This is a genomic window from Stenotrophomonas sp. STEN021 (assembly GCF_056760175.1).
Genome location: NZ_JBRREH010000015.1, coordinates 1 through 22551, shown reverse-complemented (window position 1 = coordinate 22551; position 22551 = coordinate 1). Strand labels below are relative to the sequence as shown.

The following is a 22551-nucleotide window of genomic DNA, read 5'->3' as shown; positions in this document are numbered from 1 at the left end:
AACAACCAGCGCATAACCGTATACGTTCGGCAGCTGGCCCGGGACAATATGCCGCCAGAAGGAAATGGCCCAACACCAGCACAGTTTCGCAGAATAGAAGCCATCGCCCGACAACGAAGTTTCACGGCGTGTGGCAGCAGCCGCACATCCCGCAAGTTCGACAACCCAAACAGCGTTCGTATCACCTCAGAATCACCGCTGATTTCCCGCATTGTTCTGATCGACTTCCGGCTCGCACTCGCAGCAGCCGTTATGGAGCACCGCTGGGATCGCTCAAGATCATTTCACCGACAATGCGGTCGCCACCAAGGCTCTACTCAGCGCATCAGATACGAACGGAAATGCTTGAAACAGTGCATCAAGCAGTTAGCACACCTTCCGACGTCCGCACCATCGCTCAGCATCGCCAAAGGCCCGTCATACCGGCAAGTCACGGGCTTCGAACGCGCCCCGAACAAACTGCCAAGGGTGGAACTACCCGGGCATCGGCAAGCGCAACGCAGACAGAATCACAAAGCCCGGCAGCTCATCCAAACGATGCGTGCACAGCTCCCGGGCAATGGATAAGTGCTTCGTCAGTAGCTGCGGTAATACGGCCACAGCGGCACGACCTGCACTTCCTTGCAGCCGTCATAGCGGCTGCAACTGCCGAAGTAACCCGGCCCGGAGTAGCGCTGGCGGGCATCGCGGTTGTGGGGACTGTTGTAGAAATCCGGACGCGAGAAATGACCGGAACCGTAGTAACGGTAAGGCGTCTGGCCGATGCTCGATTCGGTACGGAAGGTCTGCGCCAGCGCCTGTGCGCCGTCATTGTCGACGTAACCGTTCTCGTTGTCGTAGCGGACCAGACGGTAATAAATGGTCTCGCCACCCTGCTTACGGCTGTGCAACTGCTCCATCTGGCCACCGCCAGCATCGGCATAGGCCTTGCCACCCTCGAACAGAACTTCGCTGGGGTTGACGATCTCTTCTTCCAACGGCGGGGCCGCCGTCGCACTCGCAGCTACTGCAAGCAACATGGCTGCTACAGCCAATTTGTTCCACGCCTTTCCAATGATGCGCATGACCACCCTCCTTGATTGGGCACCTGCCGTTACCGACAGTCCGCCGTGATCGCTCGGCCAACACCCTTGGCCGAGCCGTCATTGCTGCCTGCTGCCATCGCGGCCCAAGGCCTTACCGGCACCAGCACGGCAGCACATTCGGACAAATCCGTGTTCATTATAGGAGGAAGCCGCATCCAGAGCCGTGAAACCGGCGGGATACTCAGCGCGTCGGCCCGACCTGCTGATATTCCAGCAGTGCCTGGCGTATCACCTGCCGGGCCTCGCCCGCATCGCCCCAGCCGTCGAGCTGGATGTCGGCGCCAGTTGGCAGCTGCTTGTAGGTGCGGAAGAAGGCCTCGATGCGTTCTACGTCCATGACCGGCAGATCCTCCAGCGCACGTACCTTCGCATAGGTCGGGTCGACCGCATCCACCGGCACGCCAACGATCTTCTCGTCGGCCTTGCCCTTGTCGACCATGCGCAACACGCCCAGCGGGCGAAAGCGGACGACGGCGCCTGGCTGGATCGGGAAGCGGGTCAACACCAGCGCATCCAGCGGATCACCATCACCGGCCAAGGTCTGCGGCATCGAGCCGTAGTTGGCCGGATAGGCGACCGGCATCGACAGGAAGCGATCCACCCGCAGCTCGCCATGCTCACCGAGTTCGTACTTGATCGCGCCGCCAGCGGGAATCTCCACCGCCAGCAGCACTTCCTCCGGCGCATTCTCGGGCTGCGGCAGGGCGAAGGGATGCAGCAGCTGACCAGCCACCAGCACCGGTGACGCGACGGCTAGCACCACGCCACAGAGAACTGCCTGCATCACCTTCATCCACCTACTCCCAGCACCGGTCGTCGCGGCCCTTGGGCGACACCGCACGCAGACAATCACGCTGCGGGATGCGTCCTTCGGTGATCTCGCTGAACTGCTTGCCGCCATCGGCACTGCGGCTGATCCGGAAAGCGTCGTACAGGCGGCCGGTTGCCGTGCGTGCCTCGTAGTGCAGCCCCTTGTCATCCAGTCGCAACACCTGGAACAGCTGTGTGTCCTCGGCGGTAGGCTTCATGGTAGCGCGCGCTTCCGCTGACAAGCGGTACTGCTTGGGACCGGCGACGGACGAGATGTACTGCGGCAAAGTTGCGCCTGCATCGGCACGCCGACCATAGGTGTGATCGTGGCCCTGCAGCACCAGATCGACCTTGTGCCGCTGCAGTACCGGACGGATCTCACTGGCCAGCACCGAGCTGTCACGCTCGGCGCGCAAGGGATACAGAGGCTGGTGCACGACCACAATGTTCCAGGGCTGACGACTGCTGTTCAGAACGCCCTCCAACCAGCTGGCCTGCGCTTTGGCAGTACCCAGATCCAGCGCCGAAGTTCCATCCAGCACCACCACGCGCAGGCCCTGGTAGTCGAACCAGTAGGTCGTAGCGGCAGCAGCCGCTGCTCCGTTGCCCGGCAGCGCGAAGGTCACCGGCCAATGCTTGCCCAGCACACGCCTTTCCTGCGGTGTGTCCTCGAACTCTTCAAAATACTCGTGGTTGCCAGCGGCCGGCGCGACCGCCATGCCCGGTAGCAGCCAGCCACCGGCGGCAAACCACTCGCCCCATTCGTTGTCGTCCTCGCCATCGCCACCACTGACCAGATCGCCAGCAAACAGCGTGAGCCGCGCATCCGGTGCGGTCTGCCAGCCCTGCCGTATCACCCGGCTGACATGGCTGAGGTTCTTGTTCTGGGTATCGCCGAAGTACAGAACGGTCAGCGGTTGGCCAGCGGCAGCGGCGGTACGGAAGTGCTGCCATGCACTCCAGCTGCCCTGCCCCTGCACCCTGTAGGCATACAGCGTGTCGGCCTGCAGACCATCGATCAGCACACGATGATGTTGGCCGCTGCCGTTCTCGGTCTGCAGCAGTTGGCTGCTCGCACTGAGCTGTCGCACCTGGCCCATGTCCGGCGAATCGCCAGCCACGGTGATTTCCAGCAACGCTGGCTGTGCCAGCGGCGCAGTGCGCCAAGCCACTGCGAAACCGCTGCTGGCATCCTGCGCTGGCGAAGCAACGATGCGGTCAGGGAAGCCACTGGCCGCGTATTGCCGGCTCCCCGCCGGCACCTGCGTGTTGGGCTCCGCAGCTGGAGCGGCCCCCACCGCTCCAGCTGCGCCCATCAGCGCTGCGCTGATCAAAGCCAGCAGCGGCAACCGCTGGCGGGAACGCCCCTGCGCCGTCACTGGCCACAGTCCTGCGGCAGCGACAACGCCTTGGCGATATCACGCCAATCGAAGGCCACCACACCTTGATCGTCATGCACCGCGTACAACGCGCCCTGCGGGAAGCGCGCCGACACCTGCTGGCTGTTCCAGATGCCGTCGGTATTGGCCACCGTATTGCCGTGGAACGAGCCCACCGGCGCCAGCGTCTTGCGATCAAACAGATGGAAGGTGCTGCGCTGCTTGCCCTGCTCGGTGGTGATCCACCAGCCACCATCACCGCAGGTCCGCAGCATCACACCTTCGGCCTGGGCCTTGAACAGGCCGCGACCAAAGGTCTCGCCGCTGAAGTCGCCCGCCAGGTTGTAGACCTTGAACTCACTGGCATAGGTTTCGTCTTCTTCGGCGATCAGCAGACGGTCGTTGGCGGGATCTCCCCAGATCGACTCGACCACGCGCAAGGCACCCTTCGGCGATGTGTCGCCGATGCTGCGCACCAGCTTGGCCTGCACCTCATCGCCATTGACGGTGACGTGGTAGCGACGCACGCGCTCGTCCAGACGCTCCAGCGCCGGCAGGATGTCATTGCCCGCGGCATCCTCGCCATCGTCGTAGGAGTCAGTGACGTACAGGTCATAACCGCCCTGCACCGGATTCACCCACAGGCCATAGGGCTTGCGCAGGTCGTTGCCGGCGAACACGCCCAGCGGCTTGAAGTCCGGCAGCTGCAGCACCTGCACACGGTGATTGTCGCGCTCGACGATGAAGACCAGGTCATCCTGCACCGCGATGCCATTGGGGCGATCGAACTGACCAAGGCCGGTGCCGGTTGTGCCGATGTCGCGCAGGTGCTTGCCGGTCTGGCCGTCATAAACCACCAGCTTGTCGGTGGCCTTGGCGGTGGCGATCAGCCACAACCGGCCATCGGCGCCGCGCCAGCTGGCCGGCGAGTCGATGTTGTCAGCCGGCGTCATCGGCGTCAGGAACGCTTCGGCAACCAGTGTGGACGGCGCGGCGGTCGCACCTTCAGCAACATCGGCGGCGGTCGGCGGCGTGGCGGATTTGGGTGTCGGCTGGCAGGCGCTCAACACCAGGGCAACGGCGGTCGCAACAAGCGCAGCCCTCACAGTGCCACCTTCACGCCGATCGCGTAGGTGCGGCCGTATTCCTCGTTCTGCAGGGTGCGTGAGGAAACGCCCTGATACAGCTCCAGCGGCTCATCCAGCAGATTGGAGGCTTCAAGATACAGACTCACGTTCTTGCTTACCTTGTAGTCAAAACTGAAATCCAGCTGGGTATGTGGCGCGACATAGATGTCGAAGGCACGGCTGTCACCGATGGTGTCCAGGTATTCGCTGCGATAGACGCCGGCCAGGCGCGTACTGAGTCCACCCCACTCATAACCGATATGCGCGCTGTAAATGTTCTTTGACGCACGCGGCAGATTGAAGTCCTCGTCCTGGCGGTCGGCGATACCCGGGTCAAAATCGGTATCCAGCCAGGTGCCGCTGGCACCGACCAGCAAGCCAGACCATGCACCCGGCAGAAAGCTCAGTTGCTGCTGCCAGTTGAACTCTGCGCCGAACACCTTGGCCTTGTCGCCATTGATGGATCGGGTCACGTCAAAGCCCGGATACTCCAGGTCGGTCTTGCTCTCGACCTGCACGATGTAACCATCGATGGACTTGTGGAACAGGCCCAGCGAGATGATGCCGCTGTCGCCAAGATAGCGCTCGAAGGACAAATCCAGATTGGTGGATTCATACGGGTCAAGATTCGGATTGCCGATGCGCGCTTCCTTGTCGTCGCGGTTTACGGCCAAACGCGGCGAGACGTCACCAAACGACGGACGTGCGACGGTCTTGTTGAGCGAGCCGCGCAGCACCCAGTCACTATTGGTGTCGTAGCGCAGGTGCAGACCTGGCAGCACGCTGGTATAGCTGTTGTTGGCGATACGCGGCGTTACAACGACGGTCTTGCCATCGCTGGCGATATCCACGTCATTGCCGGTCGCATTGAACTGGGTGTTCTCCACGCGCACACCACCGATCACGCGCAGTGCGCCGATATCCCAGGTGCCCATTGCATAGGCCGAAAAAATGTCTTCATTGGCAACATAGTCCTCTTCCAGCGAGGTCATCTTGTTGCCGGCAACGTCACCGGACTTGGCGCTGTACTTGTTGCCGTTGGCCGCCCACCACGCGCGCATCGCCGCCGAGCTCATGCCTTGACCGAGGCTGCCACCGCGATAATCCAGGGTCTTGCCGTTCCAGCTGGACAGATCGACCGCCGGGCCCGTACGCAGCTCCACCTCATCCACATTGACATCGCGCTCGCGCCAACGACCCAGCACACCGAACTTGTAACTGGCCTTGTCACCATCGAAGCGGATGTTGAGCTGCGCACTGCGTTCGCTGTCGTCGATCTGCTTGGGCGATAGCACCACGCGATCGAACACATAGTTGCCGTTCTCCATCCAGCCGCTGTCACTCAGGCTGATGCCCGGTATGCCACTGGTCTGGTCGAGGGTGGCCGACATGTCGGCACCGTCGTAGTCGAAGCGCGCCTCCATCTCGTCATTCACGCGCTCGCGGGTCTTGGTGTAGCCAAGCTTGTAATCCAGCACAGCGCCGCTCAGCCGGTTCTCACCGCCGAAGCTGACGGCCAAGGTGTTCTCCTCCTTGGTGCGGTATCGCATGCGCTTGCTGATGGCATCCGCCGGCAGATCGTCCACCTGGTAGCGACCGCCGCCCAGCGCGGTGATCGAGTCCGCATCGCCAAAACCGAAGATCGTGCGCTGACGCGTTTCGGCATCGTCGAACTGGCTGTACAGGGTGCGCAGGTAATAGCGATTATCGTCATCCGGCCGCCAATCGAAGTTCAGATTGGCACCGGTGCGTTCGCGTTCGATGGTGTATTTGCGGCGCTGCACCTCGACTGCAACCAGATCATCCTTGGCGCCGCCATCGAACTTGTCGTATTCGACCTCGGTATTGTCGGACTCGAAGCTGCGCTTCTGGTAGTTCACGCCGAGCGCTACACCGAAGGTTTCTGCAAACACTTCGCTGTAGTTGAATGCAGCCTTCGGGCTGGTTTTGCCCGACAGTTCCTGATGACTGGCTTCCAGCTTGCCCTTCAAAGAGCGGCCATCGCGATCGAAGGCCGATGCCGATTCCACCACCACCGCGCCACCAATTGCATCACCCGGCATATCCGGCGTGGCCGACTTGATCACCCGCAGACGCTCGGTGGACTCGGACGGAATCACGTCCAACGGCGCCGCCCGTGAGGAATCCTCCGGCGTGCCGATGGCAATGCCGTCGATGCTGACGCTATTCAACGCCGCATCCAGGCCACGGATCACCACGAAGCGCCCCTCGCCCTGATCACGGGTAACGCTCACGCCCGGTAGCCGCTGCAGCGACTCGGCGACATTCATGTCCGGGTAGTCACCCATCGAGTCGGAGGCAACCGCGTCCTGCACGCCATTGGCGTCGCGCTTGAGTTCAACGGCGCGTATCTGCGCTTCGCGCTGCGCGCGTACCTCAATGCGCTCCAGATCGATAGCGGCCGCGGCACCACTGGCAAACGTGGTCGCGCCATCGGCCGTTGCCTGTTGTGCATATGCAGGCGCAGCAGCCATGCAGGCCACCGCGGTCGTCACCGCCACCACCAAGACGCTCTTGCGCACTACCGCCCCCAATCTGTGTAAAGGATGGGTGTGCACGGTATGTCCGTTCAGTTACGTGACAGTTACAATGGCAAAGCGGGAATGTTTCAGCCTGTCATCGCGCAAGCGCAAGGAATTGATCAACCCGCTTCTTCAGTGCGAATCTCTCCCCGCCGGGAATTCCATTGCACCCCGCCTGCGCTGAAGCAACACGACATCCACCGCTGCAGGCAGTTCCCTGCGACACCTCGCCTCCCTGTGTCGTGGCCGGCTGCAAGTCCCGAGCGTTGCCCACCGCTCAGCCAGAACGGCAAGCCGGCCGCATTTGGCCCGATTTGTCGGTTGCCTGCAGGCGCGCGGCGGCTGCGGAGGCGCGGACCCAGAAGCGTTAAAATGGCGGCTCTTCTCCAGTCCGATCACGCCCATGAAAATCGTCGAAGTCCGCCACCCCCTGGTCCAACACAAGATCGGCCTGCTCCGCGATGCATCCATGAGCACCAAGGATTTCCGCGAGGTGGTCAACGAACTGGGCACCCTGCTGGCTTATGAGGCCACCGCCAACCTGGAAACTGAAAGCCACACCATGCCCGGCTGGGCCGGTCCGGTGCAGGTACAACGCATTGCCGGCGCCAAGATCACCGTGGTGCCGATCCTGCGTGCCGGCCTGGGCATGCTGACCGGCGTCCTGTCGCTGATTCCGGCCGCCCGAGTGAGCGTGGTTGGCCTGCAGCGCAATGAAGAGACCCTGCAGCCGGTGCCCTACTTCGAGCGCCTGACGGGCCGCCTGGAAGAGCGCGACGCATTGATCCTGGACCCGATGCTGGCAACCGGCGGCACCTTGATCGCCACCATCGACATGCTCAAGCGCGCTGGCGCACGCCGCATCAAGGGCATCTTCCTGGTCGCCGCACCGGAAGGCCTGAAGGCACTGGAAGCCGTGCACCCGGACGTTGAGGTGTATACCGCCGCCATCGACGAGCGCCTCAACGAGAAGGGCTACATCCTGCCGGGCCTGGGCGATGCTGGCGACCGCATCTTCGGCACCCGGGTTGGCTGAGGCCGGTCCGCGCATCACGTGGCTGCGGGCATCTGCCGGCAGCCACGCCAACGTCATCGCCGCAGCCAGTGTTCACCCGCAGCCGGCGGAGCGGCCAATACTCCACGCGCCGACGCGTTTCCAAGCAACTCGGCCTGGAGGAACGCAGTGCCCAGTTGCCGGGCTCTTTCAAACAGTTGCTCCGGCTCTCCACCGATCAGATTGTGATCGCCGCCCGCCAGCACCACCGCGGTCTTGTCACCGGCCGGTGCGGTTTCAACTGCATACAGATGATCCGCCGGATCCACGACGAAGCCCGGCACCCGGTCCTCGTCACCGCTGACAAGCAGCAGCGGCACTGCCAGCGTTGCATAGGATTCGGGCCCTATCAGCCCAGGAATCTTTCCGGGCGATGAGTAACCCAGTACAGCCACCACCGAGGTATCACGCAGCGCCCCCAACTGCGCCAGCGCGCCTCCCAGTGCAGCCGAAATCAAGGTCCCCAGGCTGTGCCCCGCTGCGGCCACCGGCACCCCAGGCCAATGTTCGGAGGCGTAAGCACTGGCCGCGCGCATGTCGGCGAAGCGTTCGCCCAAGCCCTGCTGCAGTGAGAACTTTTCCCGTCCTGGATACTTGACCGAATCCACGTGCAAGGGCGCCAGCACCACGAAACCGGCGTCCGACCACGCCTGCATCAGTCGCTCGTAGCGCTCCGGCCAGGCACCGTGCCCCGAGGAAAACAGCACCACCCCACGTACCTGCGCAGGCCCCCATATCGCCATCGTGGTCGCGCGATCAGGACGAACCTGCAGCGGCACCACCTCGGCGGGAGCAGCAACCGCCAACGCGGCTGGAGCCAGCAACATGATGCAGGCCAATACGGCACGGCGAAGCAAAGAAAGACGTTTCAAGGCGATATCCCGGCAGAAAGTGATGCGACGACTGTCGCTGCTGGCAACACCCGGATTCAGTGCCGGAAGTCAGTTTCTGCAGTGCCGGAAGTCAGCACGGGGCGCCTGCGCCACGCAAATCCCCGGGTCCCATCGACGATTAAAAAAGTTTCATCGTCGGTTGACGAAGATTTACTCCCCCGCAGGCGGATGCTCCCTACCACCACCCGCGAAGGAGCTCACCATGTACCGCCCCGCCCTGCTCGCCTGCCTGCTGCTGGTCACCGCACTTCCCCTCGCCGCAAACGCTGCAACCGCCGCTACGCGTACCCCACAACAACAGCGCATGGCCGACTGCTCGGCCAAGAACAAAGGCATGAAGGGCGACGCCTACAAGCAGGCGCAACGCAGCTGCCTGACCACCCACGCCGCCCCGGCTGCGGCGGCAGCACCTGCAATGGCAGCGCACTCGCCAATGACGGCACCGTCGCCGGCTGCTCCGAAGCCCATGCCGGCTGCACATACCGCTACCGCCGCAACTACCCCGCAACAACGCATGGCCAGTTGCAACACGGATGCTGCAAGCAAACACCTGGTGGGCGATGCCCGCAAAACCTTCATGAGCAGTTGCCTGCGCACCCACTGATCACCATCTGCAGACAACAAAAAAACGGGGCCTATAGGCCCCGCTTTTTTCGTTCGCGTCACATATTGCCGGGAGCGCTCAGGCAGCCAGTGAACGCGCTTTCAACTCACCCACCTCATGGGCAGTACCAAAGCGGCCCTTTTCGTCACGTACCACCTGCGCCATCGCACATTGCGGATCATGGGTGAAAAACAGGTGTACGTTGCGTGCAAGCTTGTCTTCCAGGAAAGCGCGCTTCTCGTCGATCAGCAGCTCGGCATTGCGGTCGTAGCCCATGGTGATCGGCACGTGCACCCAGGAGCGGCCGGGGATCAGATCCGCACAGAACACGACGCCACCACGCGACTGGCCGTTTACCCGCTCAGGGCCGACGATCTCGGCCAGCATCAAGCCTGGCGTATGGCCATCGCTGAAGCTGAAACGCACCGACTCGCCCAATGCTTTTGAATAGGCACCACTGACGACTTCCAGGCGCCCGCTGGCTTCCAGCAATCCCGTCAACTCGGGAATGAAGCTGGCCCGATCACGCGGGTGCGGGTGCTTGGCCCGCTCCCAATGCTCGGCCCCGATCACGAAGGTCGCATTGGGGAACAGCAACTCCGGCCCGCGACCTTCCGACCACGGTGCCAGCAGCCCACCTGCATGATCGAAGTGCAGATGACTCAACACGACCACGTCGATGTCTTCATGCTCAAAGCCGGCTTCGCGCAGCGAGTCGATCAATACATGCCGCGACTCCTGCACACCATAGCGCTCACGAAGCTTGGGCTCGAAGAACGCGCCGATACCGGCTTCGAACAGGACAGTCTTGCCCCCCAGCGGACTGGCCAACAGGGCGCGGCATGCCAATTCAATACGATTGGACTCATCGGCCGCTGCCCATCGCTCCCACAGGGCCTTGGGGGCGTTGCCGAACATTGCGCCGCCATCGAGTTTTTGCGAGTTACCGCGAATCGACCATAGTTTCATATGAAAAATTCTACCCGCTGTGCGTTAAATATTCGCAAGGATCAGGCGGAAGACAACTGCCCGGGCACTGCACAGGCGGGAAACGCAGTGTTGCACCCAGTTCCGGACAAGGCGGTTGCTGATGGGCTGGGTGGAGTTGCTGGGGGTAACAGGCTGGCCTTTGGGGCTTGCGCTTGCTTTGTCCTGCTCTCACCTCTCTGCTGTCATTCCCACGCAGCCAGGATGCAGACCTTGTCGAACACGGTGCCGGCATTGGGTCTACTCCTGCCGACCGGGTCGCCGAAAGGTCGCCGCCTGTCCATCACCACCGGTTCGATGCCAGCACTCCTTTGGGCCCCAGACCAGCGCGCTCATGCGCCGGCACAGAACAAACCCAGCGAAGCGTGCGGCGTGGCACTGGGCCTTCGCCAGCCACGGCTATCGCCCTGCATATGCGCCGCCACACCCCCGTCAGTTGAACTGCCAGCGCTGGAACTCCACGTGCATGCTCCAGCCGACCAGGCAGATGCGTTTGCGCTACCGCACGCAACGGCGGACGCAGCAGGAACACCCGGCCACAAAAACCTGAACAGGTGAACATTCACCCGCAGCAGCCCCAGCCACGCGCGCCCCAGCCTGACGGGCAAACAGCAAGGCCGTGTTTGCTTGGATGCACGCCCTCAATTGGCCGCTAGTTCCGCCAACACCACCCGTGCGTGCGTTCACACATCGAAGCGTTGCATTCGAGGGAACTCCAGGTGCGATCCCGACGCGCATCAGCACAAGTTCCCGGCAACGTCATCACTTATCGCCGTCCACGCTTTGGGAAATACCTACAGCTTGGATCAGGCGGGCAACATAATATTTTCGGCTCACAGCAAAGCTTCAAGGCCAGACAAGTTCCATCAAATTACAAACTGAAAACGCACGACCGGAGATCCATGGCCACCTTCGCTGGCGACTCCAGGTCGGGCACACACTGCGCTGCAATCACGTCGCCAAGGGACGCTGTGCCAGCGCATGATCTTCGGGCTTTCACCTGCTGAGCAGGCAGGCAACAAAACACACGGCAAGAACAAACCAGATCGCAAACAGACGCATTGCTCCGCACTGCGATCTGCCGCCCTGTGGGCGGGCTGTTTGCAGCCCACCCACAGCGCGTCCAGCCACCAACGTCAGAACACACACATCGCCATGTGCGCTGTCCAGCGCCGCCAATAGCGGCGCCATCACCTATGCCGACGATGCTCCCGTCGGATAGCAGCTCCACCGCCACGCTTGCTCGCCGCTCCTGGAGTGAGTCCCCAACCACTCATGCAGAAGTCCGCATGAGCCAACCACCGCGCCAGCTTTGCCAACACGCACGCAGTGGCGTCGCAGCACGGTTGCCATCGCCAAGCGTCAGTTTCAAACCGCATGACCTGCGCTGCAGGGCTCATCGCGGTCAACCAAAACCTCGGCGAAAACACAAACGTCGCGGCCACCATCCTCAACACACAGGAACACCAGATGAATTTCAAGTCCAGCAACATTCTCAAGACCGCAGCACTGGCACTGGCGCTGTCCTGCCTGGTAGCACCGGCAGCGCAGGCAGCATCGGGCTCCATCACCTTCAAGGGTGAGATCGTCCAATCCACCTGTGACGTCAGCACGGCCAGCGTCGACCAGACCGTCACCATCGGCACGTTCCCGACCACGCTGTTCAGGGACGCGGGTGATGTTTCCGCGCCCAAGAGCTTCAACATCACCATGGAGAACTGCGAAGCCGGTACCTACACGCTGCGGTTTGACGGCACCACCCCAACCGGCCATCCGGAGCTGCTTGCGGTGAGCAAGGCAACCGGCGTTGGCATTGAAATTCTGGACAACAACGACAAGGTCTTCCCGATCAACCAGGACTTGGTTGATCCAGCACTGGTCACCGTTGCCGCCACCGGCAAGGCAACCGTCAATCTGAAGGCACGCTACAAGTCGTTTGAGAAGGAAGTCGGCGCAGGTGATGCCGACGCGAACTCGACGTTCTCGATCGAGTACCGCTGATTTCCTCCGCGGGGCCGGCCACGCATCGCCGTTGGCAGCCCCGCGGCCCATCAAGCCAGCACTCCCCATCACTGAACTCCATGGCAAGCCCGATGAACTTCATGCGCGCCCTTTTCTGCCGGACAATGAAATGGCCTGTTGTCCTGACCATCCCGCTATGTGCTTGTTTGTCCGATGTCGCCGGTGCGGCAGTGCAGGTGCAGACCACACGCGTGATCTATGACGCCAAATCCGCGTCGGCTGCAGTGACCTTGGCGAACAAGAGCACTCTCCCCTACATGATCCAGACCTGGCTGGACAGCGGTGATGACACCGTGGCCCCGCAAGACCTTCCTATGGTGATCACCCCGCCACTGATGCAGCTGGCCCCAGGCGAGCAGGCAGTTGTTCGGACCATCTACGCCGGCAGCGGACTACCCGAGGACAGGGAATCACTGCTATGGATCAACGTGCAGGAGATTCCGCCCACTGCCGAGGCCGACAATGTGCTGCAGGTGGCAATCCGCACACGCATCAAGCTGCTCTACCGGCCACTTTCCCTCAACAAGACATTGGATCAAGCCGCGCGCAGCTTGCAATGGCGGATCGACGGCCAACGGCTGGAGGTCCGCAACACCAGCCCGATGCATATCACCTTCTCCCATCTGCAGGGGCTGGCAACCGCAGGCATCGGCAACGACATCGAGCTGGACATGATTGCACCCGGCCAGACGCTTTCGGTCCCGGCGTCCAAACTCAATCTCAACGGTGCGCAGTCATTGCGCTTTGGCTATATCAACGACTACGGCGGCATCAGCGATGTCACCGACGTGCCACTGCGTCGCTAAGTAAACCCCCGACCCACTTCGCGAATTCCTTCATGCTTCGCAGAATCCGTGTAACGCTGCGGAGGGGCAACATCGCCCCGCGCTTGGCACCGCTCGCGGTCGCCCTCAACGCACTTGGTATCGGCAGCGCTGTTGCCACACCAGGTTTCAATCTGGATTTCCTGCGCGGCGACGCCGCCCACAGCGATGTCGCCGCGCTGTCCAGCCCCGGTGCGATCCTGCCTGGCACCTATCTTTTCGCCATCTACCTCAACGGTAGCGAGGTGGCTCGTGAAGAAATAATGTTTGCGATGTCAGCAACCGGCCAGAGCCAGCCCTGCCTCCCGCACAGTCGCCTCAAACAATGGGGCATCCGACTGGAAGATGCGGAGGTTGGCGCAGCCGGTGCATATGGCTGCGTTGCACTTGCCCGCGCCATTCCCGATGCGCGCGTCAGCTACAACGGCAACCAGCAGCGGCTGGATCTACGTGTGCCGCAGGTGGATCTTGTCAACCTGCCGCGCGGCCATATTCCGAAAGCGCTGCGTGACCAGGGGATCAATGCACTATTGGTCGACTATGCCTTCAATGGGGCGCACAACCGCCACGGAAAACAGCGTCGTGATGATTACTTCTTTGCATCGATCAACAGTACGCTCAACGCTGGCATGTGGCGCTTCCGCCACACCGCCAGCGGCAGCCGTTCAAGCAGGGCCGGCGGGACACACTGGACAACACAGGGAGCCCGTGCAGAAACCGACTTCAGCTCATCGCACAGCAGACTGACGATTGGCGATACCTATACCGCATATGGTGTTTTCGACAGCGTCCGCTTCCGTGGCCTGCAGATATCCAACGACGACGAAATGCTGCCATACAGCCAGCGAAGCTACGCTCCGGTTGTACGCGGCATCGCCGCCAGCAATGCGCGTGTGGAGATACGTCAGGATGGAAGCCTCATCTATGCATTGAATGTCGCCCCGGGTGCTTTCCAGATCGACGATATCGTCCCCAATCGCCTGAGTGGCGAACTGGAAGTCTCCATAGTCGAAGCGGATGGCTCCCTGCAACGCTACAAACAGTCCTTCTCTGCAGTCGAGACCATGCTGCGACCAGGCCTGTTGCACTACGAGCTCAGCGCCGGCGAATTGCGCAACGGCCATGACCGCTACCAGCCGCGCTTCGTACAGGCCAGCGCGGCGCGTGGCTTGGCATCGGACACCACACCGTATGCGGGACTTCTAGTGTCCGACAACTACAGTGCAATGGCCGTTGGGGCAGCCCAAAGCCTTGGCCGGTTCGGCTCAGCGTCGATCGATGTGACTCACGCCCGCACTCGGCTTGCGCAAGGCAAGCTCAGCAACGGCCAAAGCTATCGCTTCCTGTATTCGAAGTCGCTGAATGCACATGGCACCGAATTTCGCCTGGTAGGCCATCGCTACTCGACCTCCGGCTACTACGATTTCAGCGATGCAAGCGCGGAGCGTGCGCAGTGGCGTCACGGCTACTACGAGGCCAGCTACGAGGACCTGGTCGACTCTGCCGACCAAGCAACACCATGGACTCAACCGCAACAGCACTTGATCCAAAGCCGGCGCTACCACAACAAACGCAAGCGGCTGGAGATCGCGCTGAACCAACGCATATCCGATGGCTATTCCCTCGATGCCAGCTACAACAATCAGAGCTATTGGGGCGCAAATGCACGTGAGCGCGAGCTACAACTGGGTTTGAATGGTCACATTGGCACAATCAGTTTCGGCGCGTTCGCCAGGCATAGCCAAGGGCGCTACAGCCGTGCCGAGCGTTCGTTCGGCCTGACCCTATCACTGCCGCTGGATCGCCTGGGTCGGCGCCGTAGCAGCAGCTCGGCGTCCTACAGTCACTCACGCAGAAGCGGCGCAAGCTACCAATCCGGCCTCAACGGCTCCCTGCTTGATGGTGACCGACTGGGATACGGCGTGAGTATTGGTAAATCCAACGTCGGCAATATCGGTTCGGCAAACCTTCGCTACATGGGCAGCAAGGGGGTGGCCACGATCGGCAGCACGCTTGCGGACAACTACTCACAGATCAACTGGGGCCTGCGCGGCGGTTGGGTTCTGCACCGCAATGGCCTGACCTTTGCACAATCACTGCACCGTACCAATGTTCTTGTGCATGCGCAGGATGGTGCCGGCCTTGGTCTGGAGAACCAGTCCGGGGTCCGGCTGGATCGGCGCGGCTACGGTCTGGTCAGCGGTATCAGCGCCTATCGCAGCAATCGGGTGGCCCTGCGCACCGACGATCTTGGCGCCGACATCGATGCCAGCAGGATTTCCCGCAACGTCGTCCCCACCCGTGGCGCATTGACGCGGGTGGACTTTGAAACCCGTCGTGGCCTCAGTTTGATGATCCGCCCCATTCTGGCCGAGGACATCCGCGTGCCGCTCGGAACAACGGTGTTCGACAGTGACGGACTGAGCCGCGGCATCGCTGGACCCAAGGGCGAGATTTTCGTCGGTGGTGTGCATCCTGGTGACCGACTCTCTGTGCGCTGGGGCACCCGTCCTGATCAGCGCTGCGAGATGCGCCTGGAAAAAACGCTGGCATCCCCATCTCCCACGAACTTGCCGGGCTATCGGCACATCGAGTTGCCCTGCGTTCCACCAAGCCAATCACAATGACCTTGAAGATGAAAAACAAACCGTGCGTGGCACTTGCAGCATTGATGTTCCTGTTGGCGCTGCCAAGCGCGGCGTGGGCCTTGTCCTGCAAGGATGCCATGACCGAATCAGTCAACCAGGTCATACCGCTACTCGACGAAATCACGATCTCAAAGGGCGACGCGGTTCGCGGCCGGCTGCTATGGCGCTCGGACGACTACACCGTGAGTTTCCGTTGCGTAGACGCGCAAGGCGCGCCGCAAGGCGAAGACGCGTTCTTCTATTGGGACCCGGACCGGACCGTTGCCCAGATCCACCCGTCGATCGAGGTTGGCGTGACCATCAAGAACGTCGACCACAGCCTCAGCAGAGGCGACATCCGATTGCTGGCAGGTCAAGGAACCGCGCCACCGGCAAACCGCAAGAACTGCAGAATGTACTGGAACAACGCCAAAGCCAAACGATGTGCAACGTCGATGGTGTTGTATGTCACCTTTTCGATCTACATCAAGGCGACCGGCAGCCCACCGCCCCAGAGCGGAAACATCAACAACCATGGGGTCTACGATCTATTTCAAGTGGACGGCGAAGGCGGCCTGAATACCATACCCAACTCAAATTTCCGCGCAGGGGTATCCGGGCTGGGGAAAATTCACTTCATAGCCTGCAGCCCGAATATCGCGATCATCGGAAACTCGGGAAGTACCGTGGATTTCGGCCGCATCCCGATTGCAGACATCAACAAAGGGGCGATCCAGTCGCAGGTTCCCTTCCAGATCCAGGTCGACATGACCCATCCCGGTGCCGGTAATGAATGCAGCAATCAAATGTTGATCGCCTCGATCAGCACCCTCAACACCGTGAAGGACGGCAGCCTCATCATTCCCAAACTCAATGGCGGATTCGGCATCGCGATATCCCCTGCGGATACACCGAGCCGTTTCATCCAGTTCAAAAAATCCATGCCGTTGGGGCCGGTCAACAATACACTGATGAACTACGACTTCCTCGCTTCATTGATCTGGACCGATGACACCGCAAAGCTGGGGCCGTTTTCCGCAACCGCGACGGTCAATGTAACGTTCCGCTGAGGCAATCCCGGAAACACCAGGCGTGCCGCCACCAGCGGGACAGCCAACTGCTGGCACCCAGATCTTCTGCACTATCACTGCTTGGCACTGCCCGCTCGCGGGCTGCGTCTCGCCGCCTTCAAACTGGTCGCGCCCTGCTTCAGCCGACCAGCGACCGCAGCCTTGAGCAATCGCTGGAAATTCGGGCATTCGGCATGATTCACCGCAGGGCATGCCGCTGCATGGCGCAGCCCTGCGCTCATCGCCCGCAACCGCTTGACGGTCGCATCTATCTCATCGGCCTTGGCCAGCAACAACGCCCGATCCACGCGCGGAGCCTCCTGCGGCGACAGCATGGCCTGGATTTCGTCCAGCGACAGACCGCCAGCCTGACCCAGCGCGATCAGACCCAACTGATCGAGCACGCTGGGCGCAAAGTGGCGCCGACCACCGGCGCCACGGCTCGCAACGATCAGGCCCTTGTTTTCGTAGAAACGCAGCGTGGATGACGGCAGCCCCGTTCTTCTGGCGACCTCGGCGATATCCATTGCACCCTCTTGACTTGAAGTTGACTTCAACTTTTACCATGCCGTTGTAGCCAACTGCATCGATTGCAAAGGAACGGACATGGCGTGGGAAGATTTGACGCGGATGGTACTGCTTGGGATTGGAGCGACGGCGGTGATGGATGTCTGGACCCAGATCCTCAAGCGACTGGGCTATCCCACACTGGACTTCGCATTGCTTGGCCGCTGGGCAGGACACCTGGCCTGCGGCAGGTTCGCACACACCAGCATCCGGCACGCAACCGCAATTCCAAGCGAGCGACTGCTCGGCTGGATCGTCCACTATGCCATTGGCATCGCTTTTGCGGCGCTGTTGCTGGCAGTGGAGGGTTCGTCCTGGATGTACCAACCCTCCTTGTTGCCGGCCTTGGCCGTGGGCGCGGCAACCGTGGTGGCGCCGCTGTTGGTCATGCAGCCGGCGATGGGGGCAGGCTTCATGGCATCGAAGACACCAACACCTTTGAAGAACTGCCTGCGCAGTCTGGCTACGCATACGGTGTTCGGGCTTGGGCTCTATCTTTCCGCTACGCTGATTGTGTTCTGTGAGGGCTGATATGACGACCAACGAAATCCGCTTTCGCGACGGCGCCACCTACGAGCGCTACATGGGGGTATGGAGCCAGCTTGTCGGCGAGGTATTTCTCGATTGGCTTGCCCCTGCACCACATCAGCAATGGCTGGATGTCGGCTGCGGCAACGGCGCCTTCACCGGGATGGTCATCGGGCGCTGCGCGCCGGGCTCGATCCATGGTGTAGATCCATCCCAACAGCAGCTTGCCTATGCGCGAGCCCAATCAGCGCTGCAGACAGCTGTGTTTGACCAGGGCGATGCGATGGCCCTGCCCTACCCGGATGCTGTCTTCGATATCGCCGTGATGCCGCTGGTTATTTTCTTTGTCGCCGAGCCGGCCCGGGGCGTGGCTGAAATGGCGCGTGTCGTTCGCCCGGGTGGCAGCGTCACCGCATATGCCTGGGACATGCTGGGTGGCGGCTTTCCCTATGAGATGTTGCTGGCGGAGATGCGTGGGCTTGGCCATACCGTCCCGTCACCGCCCAGTCCTGGGGCTTCACGAATCGAGGCACTGCGGGAGTTGTGGAGTGGCGCTGGCCTGGAAGCGATTGAAACCCTCGCAATCGAGGTATCCCGCACATTCGCAGACTTTGAAGATTTCTGGTCCACGGCGCTCGGCGCACCCAGCGTCGGCTCGACACTCGCGGCCATGACCGCTGAGGAGCGCGCCTTGCTCAAGGATCGGATCAGCACCCGCCTGATGAGGGATGCCGAGGGGCGTATCCGCTGTCGCGCGCGCGCCAATGCAGTGAAAGCTCGTGTGCCGGATCAGGCTCGCCCTGGGTAGTGCAAGTTCCCGTACTGCGCGTATTGCAGCTGATAGGACGGCCAGGCGCTTGTCTGCAGGAGCGGCCCATTGCCGCGAAGCTGAGGGTGTTCGATCCCTCCAGGCACCCATGCCATCTGATGATGTACATGCTTCGCGGCTGACGCTGCTCCTACAAAAGAAAAATCCGATGCCAAGGATCTGGCATCGGATTCCGGACTGCTCTGTGGACCGAACCGCGCACTACGAGGGCATTTGACTTAATGCCGTCAGTTGCTACCGCGCCGTGCGAGGCACACCATCACTCCCACTCGATCGTCGCCGGCGGCTTGCCGGAGATATCGTAGACCACGCGCGAGACGCCACGCAGTTCGTTGATGATGCGGTTGGAGACGCGGCCGAGGAAGTCGTACGGCAGGTGCGCCCAATGCGCGGTCATGAAGTCGATGGTCTCGACCGCACGCAGTGCGATCACCCACTCATAGGCACGTGCATCGCCAACCACACCCACCGACTTGACCGGCAGGAATACGGCAAACGCCTGGCTGGTCTTGTCGTACAGATCGGCTGCACGCAGTTCTTCGATGAAGATCGCGTCCGCCTTGCCCAGCAGCTCGGCGTACTCGCGCTTCACTTCGCCGAGGATGCGCACACCCAGGCCCGGGCCCGGGAACGGATGGCGGTAAACCATCGTGCGCGGCAAGCCGAGCTCGACGCCGAGGCGACGCACTTCGTCCTTGAACAACTCGCGCAGCGGCTCGACCAGCTTGAGCTTCATGTCTTCCGGCAGGCCGCCCACGTTGTGGTGGCTCTTGATGACGTGCGCCTTGCCGGTCTTGCTGCCAGCCGACTCGATCACGTCCGGATAGATCGTACCCTGTGCCAGCCACTTGGCGTTGCTGAGCTTGTTCGACTCTTCATCGAAGATCTCGACGAACAGGTTGCCGATGATCTTGCGCTTGGCTTCCGGATCGCTGACGCCTTCCAGTGCCTTGAAGTAACGGTCAGCGGCATTCACGCGCACGACCTTGACGCCCATGTTCTCGGCCATCATCTGCATGACCTGGTCGCCTTCCTGGAAGCGCAGCAGGCCGGTGTCGACGAACACGCAGGTCAGCTGGGTGCCGATGGCCTTGTGCAGCAGCGCTGCGACCACCGAGGAATCAACGCCACCGGACAGTCCGAGGATCACTTCATCGCTGCCAACCTGCTCACGCACGCGGGCGATCTGGTCGTCGATGATGTTGGCCGCGGTCCACAGCGTGGCGCAGCCGCAGATATCGGTGACGAAGCGCTTCAGCAGCGCCGAGCCCTGCTTGGTGTGGGTCACTTCCGGGTGGAACTGCACGCCGTACCAACGCTTGTCTTCGTTGGCCATCGCGGCCACCGGGATGCGGTCGGTCACGGCGGTGATGGCGAAGCCCGGCGGCACGTGGGTGACGTGGTCGCCGTGGCTCATCCACACGTCCAGGCGCGGCTCGCCATTGTGGTCGGACAGGCCGCCCAGCAGCGCGTCGTTGCCGAGCAGCTTCACTTCGGCATGGCCGAACTCACGCTGGTCAGCCGCTTCGGTGCCGCCGCCCAACTGCTTGGCCATGGTCTGCAGGCCGTAGCAGATGCCCAGCAGCGGCAGGCCGCTGTCGAACACTTCCTGCGGTGCAGCCGGCGCGCCGGGCAGCGTGGTGGTTTCCGGACCGCCGGACAGGATGATGCCCTTGGCACCAAAGGCGGCGATCTCGGCCGGATCGTGGTCCCATGCCCAGATTTCGCAGTAGACGCCGAACTCGCGGATGCGGCGCGCGATCAGCTGCGTGTACTGTGCGCCGAAATCGAGGATGAGGATCTTGTCGTTATGGATGTTGGTCATAAAGCCCGGCAAGTGATCAATGAAAACGGGAGTCGATGCAAAACGAATGGCGGATAGAGAAAGAGGAACGGGACCAGGTCCACGTTCCTCTTCTGCTTACCGCATCAAGCGCGGTAGTTCGGCGGCTCTTTGGTGATCTGCACGTCGTGGACGTGGCTCTCACGTTGGCCGGCACCGCTGATCTTGACGAAGTTCGGCTTGGTGCGCATTTCTTCGATGGTGGCGCAGCCCACATAGCCCATGGTCGCGCGCAGGCCACCGATGAGCTGGTGGATGATGCCGCCAACCGGGCCGCGATACGGCACACGACCTTCGATGCCTTCCGGCACCAGCTTGTCGGCGGTGGCGGCGTCCTGGAAGTAGCGGTCCTTGGAACCCTTCTCCATCGCAGCCAGCGACCCCATGCCACGGTAGCTCTTGTAGGAGCGGCCCTGGAACAGTTCGGTTTCGCCCGGCGATTCCTCGGTACCGGCGAGCAGGCCACCGATCATCACCGTCGACGCACCAGCGGCCAGCGCCTTGCCGATGTCACCGGAGTAACGGATGCCACCGTCGGCGATCAGCGGAATGCGATCCTGCAGCGCTTCTGCAACCAGGTCGATCGCGGTGATCTGCGGCACGCCAACACCAGCGACAACGCGCGTGGTGCAGATTGAGCCCGGGCCGATACCAACCTTGACCGCATCGGCACCACAATCTAGCAATGCCAGTGCGGCGTCGCCGGTGCAGATGTTGCCGCCGATGACCTGTACGTTCGGGAAGTTCTTCTTCACCCAGCGCACGCGGTCGAGCACGCCCTGCGAATGGCCGTGCGCGGTGTCCACCACCAGCACGTCCACGCCGGCGGCGACCAGCGCTTCGACGCGGCGATCGGTGTCACCACCAACGCCGACCGCAGCGCCAACCAGCAGGCGCGTTGCGGCGTCCTTGGCAGCATTGGGGTTGTCGCTCTTCTTCTGGATGTCCTTGACCGTGATCAGACCGCGCAGTTCGAACGCGTCGTTGACCACCAGGACTTTCTCGATGCGGTTCTTGTGCAGCAGCGACAGGACTTCGTCCGAGGCCGCGCCTTCCTTCACCGTGACCAGGCGATCCTTCTTGGTCATGATGTGGCGGACCGGATCGTCCAGCTCGGTCTCGAAGCGCATGTCGCGGTGGGTGACGATGCCGGCCAGCTGGCCGTCGCTGCCTACCACCGGCACGCCGGAGATGTTGTGCGCCTGGGTCAGGGCCAGCACGTCACGGATCGTGGTTTCCGGACCAACGGTGATCGGGTCGCGGATGACGCCGGATTCGAACTTCTTGACCTTGGCCACTTCGGCAGCTTGCTGCTCGACCGTCAGGTTCTTGTGCAGGATGCCAATGCCGCCGATCTGGGCCATGGCGATGGCCAGGCGGGCTTCAGTGACGGTATCCATGGCGGCCGAGACAATCGGCAACTTCAACCGCAGGTCGCGCGTCAGCCGCGTGCCGAGGTCAACGTCCTTAGGCAGAACGATGGAGTGAGCGGGGACGAGAGAAACGTCATCGTACGTTAGTGCTTCAGCCTGGATGCGCAGCATCGGCGTGCCCGGTAGATGTGGGGAAGCGCGACATTTTACCCTTGTTTGCCCGCCGATGTCAGGGGGCAAGTGCGACGCAGTGTCGCGCTGGCGGGGAGGTGTTCAGGGACCACGGACTGTAGTGCCGAGCCATGCTCGGCAGGGGCATTACCGGGAAGGCCCCTTGCCGAGCCTGGCTCGGCAGAGGCTTTCCTCGTACAGGATCAATGTAGTGC

18 protein-coding genes are annotated in these 22551 nt (G+C 62.0%); 8 read left to right on the top strand and 10 right to left on the bottom strand.

Features of this window, described 5'->3' with window-relative positions:
• Positions 1 to 575: 575 nt before the first annotated feature.
• The 5 genes from ACVOL0_RS04900 to ACVOL0_RS04880 all read right to left on the bottom strand — a co-directional run bounded on the left by ACVOL0_RS04900 (position 576) and on the right by ACVOL0_RS04880 (position 6896).
• Complete coding sequence (locus ACVOL0_RS04900) at positions 576 to 1064, bottom strand: hypothetical protein (RefSeq protein WP_481548126.1); 489 nt, start codon at positions 1062 to 1064, stop codon at positions 576 to 578.
• Positions 1065 to 1266: 202 nt separating this feature from the next.
• Complete coding sequence (locus tag ACVOL0_RS04895; RefSeq protein WP_481548125.1) at positions 1267 to 1878, bottom strand: inorganic diphosphatase; 612 nt, start codon at positions 1876 to 1878, stop codon at positions 1267 to 1269.
• Between the two features lie 4 nt (positions 1879 to 1882).
• On the bottom strand, positions 1883 to 3211 hold the full coding sequence (locus ACVOL0_RS04890) for a purple acid phosphatase family protein (RefSeq protein WP_481548158.1): 1329 nt from the start codon (positions 3209 to 3211) through the stop codon (positions 1883 to 1885).
• Between the two features lie 59 nt (positions 3212 to 3270).
• Positions 3271 to 4347, bottom strand: a complete 1077-nt coding sequence (locus tag ACVOL0_RS04885) for an NHL repeat-containing protein (protein ID WP_481548157.1) — start codon at positions 4345 to 4347, stop codon at positions 3271 to 3273.
• 29 nt (positions 4348 to 4376) lie between these two features.
• Complete coding sequence (locus ACVOL0_RS04880; protein WP_481548156.1) at positions 4377 to 6896, bottom strand: TonB-dependent receptor; 2520 nt, start codon at positions 6894 to 6896, stop codon at positions 4377 to 4379.
• Between the two features lie 451 nt (positions 6897 to 7347).
• On the opposite strand from ACVOL0_RS04880, the gene upp reads away from it, so the two are divergent.
• On the top strand, positions 7348 to 7980 hold the full coding sequence (gene upp, locus ACVOL0_RS04875) for a uracil phosphoribosyltransferase (RefSeq protein WP_481548124.1): 633 nt from the start codon (positions 7348 to 7350) through the stop codon (positions 7978 to 7980).
• Positions 7981 to 8033: 53 nt separating this feature from the next.
• Here the strand turns inward: upp and ACVOL0_RS04870 are convergent, their stop codons facing one another.
• Positions 8034 to 8870 (bottom strand): alpha/beta hydrolase family protein, encoded by an 837-nt coding sequence (locus tag ACVOL0_RS04870; protein WP_481548123.1) that lies wholly within the window; start codon positions 8868 to 8870, stop codon positions 8034 to 8036.
• Between the two features lie 223 nt (positions 8871 to 9093).
• Between ACVOL0_RS04870 and ACVOL0_RS04865 the strand changes: the two genes are divergently transcribed.
• The gene (locus tag ACVOL0_RS04865) at positions 9094 to 9495 is read left to right on the top strand and encodes a PsiF family protein (protein ID WP_481548122.1); all 402 of its coding nucleotides are present in this window, start codon (positions 9094 to 9096) and stop codon (positions 9493 to 9495) included.
• Positions 9496 to 9573: 78 nt separating this feature from the next.
• On the opposite strand, the gene ACVOL0_RS04860 is transcribed toward ACVOL0_RS04865, so the two are convergent.
• Complete coding sequence (locus tag ACVOL0_RS04860; RefSeq protein WP_481548121.1) at positions 9574 to 10464, bottom strand: MBL fold metallo-hydrolase; 891 nt, start codon at positions 10462 to 10464, stop codon at positions 9574 to 9576.
• Positions 10465 to 11952: 1488 nt separating this feature from the next.
• Here ACVOL0_RS04860 and ACVOL0_RS04855 point away from each other — a divergent pair.
• The 4 genes from ACVOL0_RS04855 to ACVOL0_RS04840 all read left to right on the top strand — a co-directional run bounded on the left by ACVOL0_RS04855 (position 11953) and on the right by ACVOL0_RS04840 (position 17025).
• Positions 11953 to 12483 carry a fimbrial protein gene (locus ACVOL0_RS04855; protein WP_481548120.1) on the top strand — a complete coding sequence of 177 codons (531 nt, stop codon included), beginning with the start codon at positions 11953 to 11955 and terminating at the stop codon, positions 12481 to 12483.
• A 125-nt stretch (positions 12484 to 12608) separates the two neighbouring features.
• Positions 12609 to 13310, top strand: a complete 702-nt coding sequence (locus ACVOL0_RS04850) for a fimbrial biogenesis chaperone (RefSeq protein ID WP_481548119.1) — start codon at positions 12609 to 12611, stop codon at positions 13308 to 13310.
• Positions 13311 to 13342: 32 nt separating this feature from the next.
• Positions 13343 to 15955, top strand: a complete 2613-nt coding sequence (locus ACVOL0_RS04845) for a fimbria/pilus outer membrane usher protein (protein WP_481548118.1) — start codon at positions 13343 to 13345, stop codon at positions 15953 to 15955.
• Positions 15952 to 17025 (top strand): fimbrial protein, encoded by a 1074-nt coding sequence (locus ACVOL0_RS04840; RefSeq protein WP_481548117.1) that lies wholly within the window; start codon positions 15952 to 15954, stop codon positions 17023 to 17025. The genes ACVOL0_RS04845 and ACVOL0_RS04840 overlap by 4 nt, the downstream gene beginning before the upstream one ends.
• 74 nt (positions 17026 to 17099) lie before the next feature.
• On the opposite strand, the gene ACVOL0_RS04835 is transcribed toward ACVOL0_RS04840, so the two are convergent.
• Complete coding sequence (locus ACVOL0_RS04835; RefSeq protein WP_481548116.1) at positions 17100 to 17552, bottom strand: helix-turn-helix domain-containing protein; 453 nt, start codon at positions 17550 to 17552, stop codon at positions 17100 to 17102.
• A gap of 79 nt (positions 17553 to 17631) precedes the next feature.
• Here ACVOL0_RS04835 and ACVOL0_RS04830 point away from each other — a divergent pair, with 79 nt between their 5' ends.
• Together ACVOL0_RS04830 and ACVOL0_RS04825 are read left to right on the top strand one after the other, a co-directional pair.
• Positions 17632 to 18123, top strand: coding sequence for a DUF2938 domain-containing protein (locus ACVOL0_RS04830; protein WP_481548115.1), 492 nt, complete (start codon positions 17632 to 17634; stop codon positions 18121 to 18123).
• Between the two features lies 1 nt (position 18124).
• A complete protein-coding gene (locus ACVOL0_RS04825) occupies positions 18125 to 18928 on the top strand; it encodes a class I SAM-dependent methyltransferase (RefSeq protein ID WP_481548114.1) in 804 nt (267 codons plus the stop codon).
• Positions 18929 to 19208: 280 nt separating this feature from the next.
• On the opposite strand, the gene guaA is transcribed toward ACVOL0_RS04825, so the two are convergent.
• Both guaA and guaB read right to left on the bottom strand, forming a co-directional pair.
• Positions 19209 to 20774, bottom strand: coding sequence for a glutamine-hydrolyzing GMP synthase (gene guaA / locus ACVOL0_RS04820; RefSeq protein WP_481528763.1), 1566 nt, complete (start codon positions 20772 to 20774; stop codon positions 19209 to 19211).
• A 104-nt stretch (positions 20775 to 20878) separates the two neighbouring features.
• The gene (gene guaB / locus ACVOL0_RS04815) at positions 20879 to 22336 is read right to left on the bottom strand and encodes an IMP dehydrogenase (protein ID WP_481548113.1); all 1458 of its coding nucleotides are present in this window, start codon (positions 22334 to 22336) and stop codon (positions 20879 to 20881) included.
• Positions 22337 to 22551: the final 215 nt, after the last annotated feature.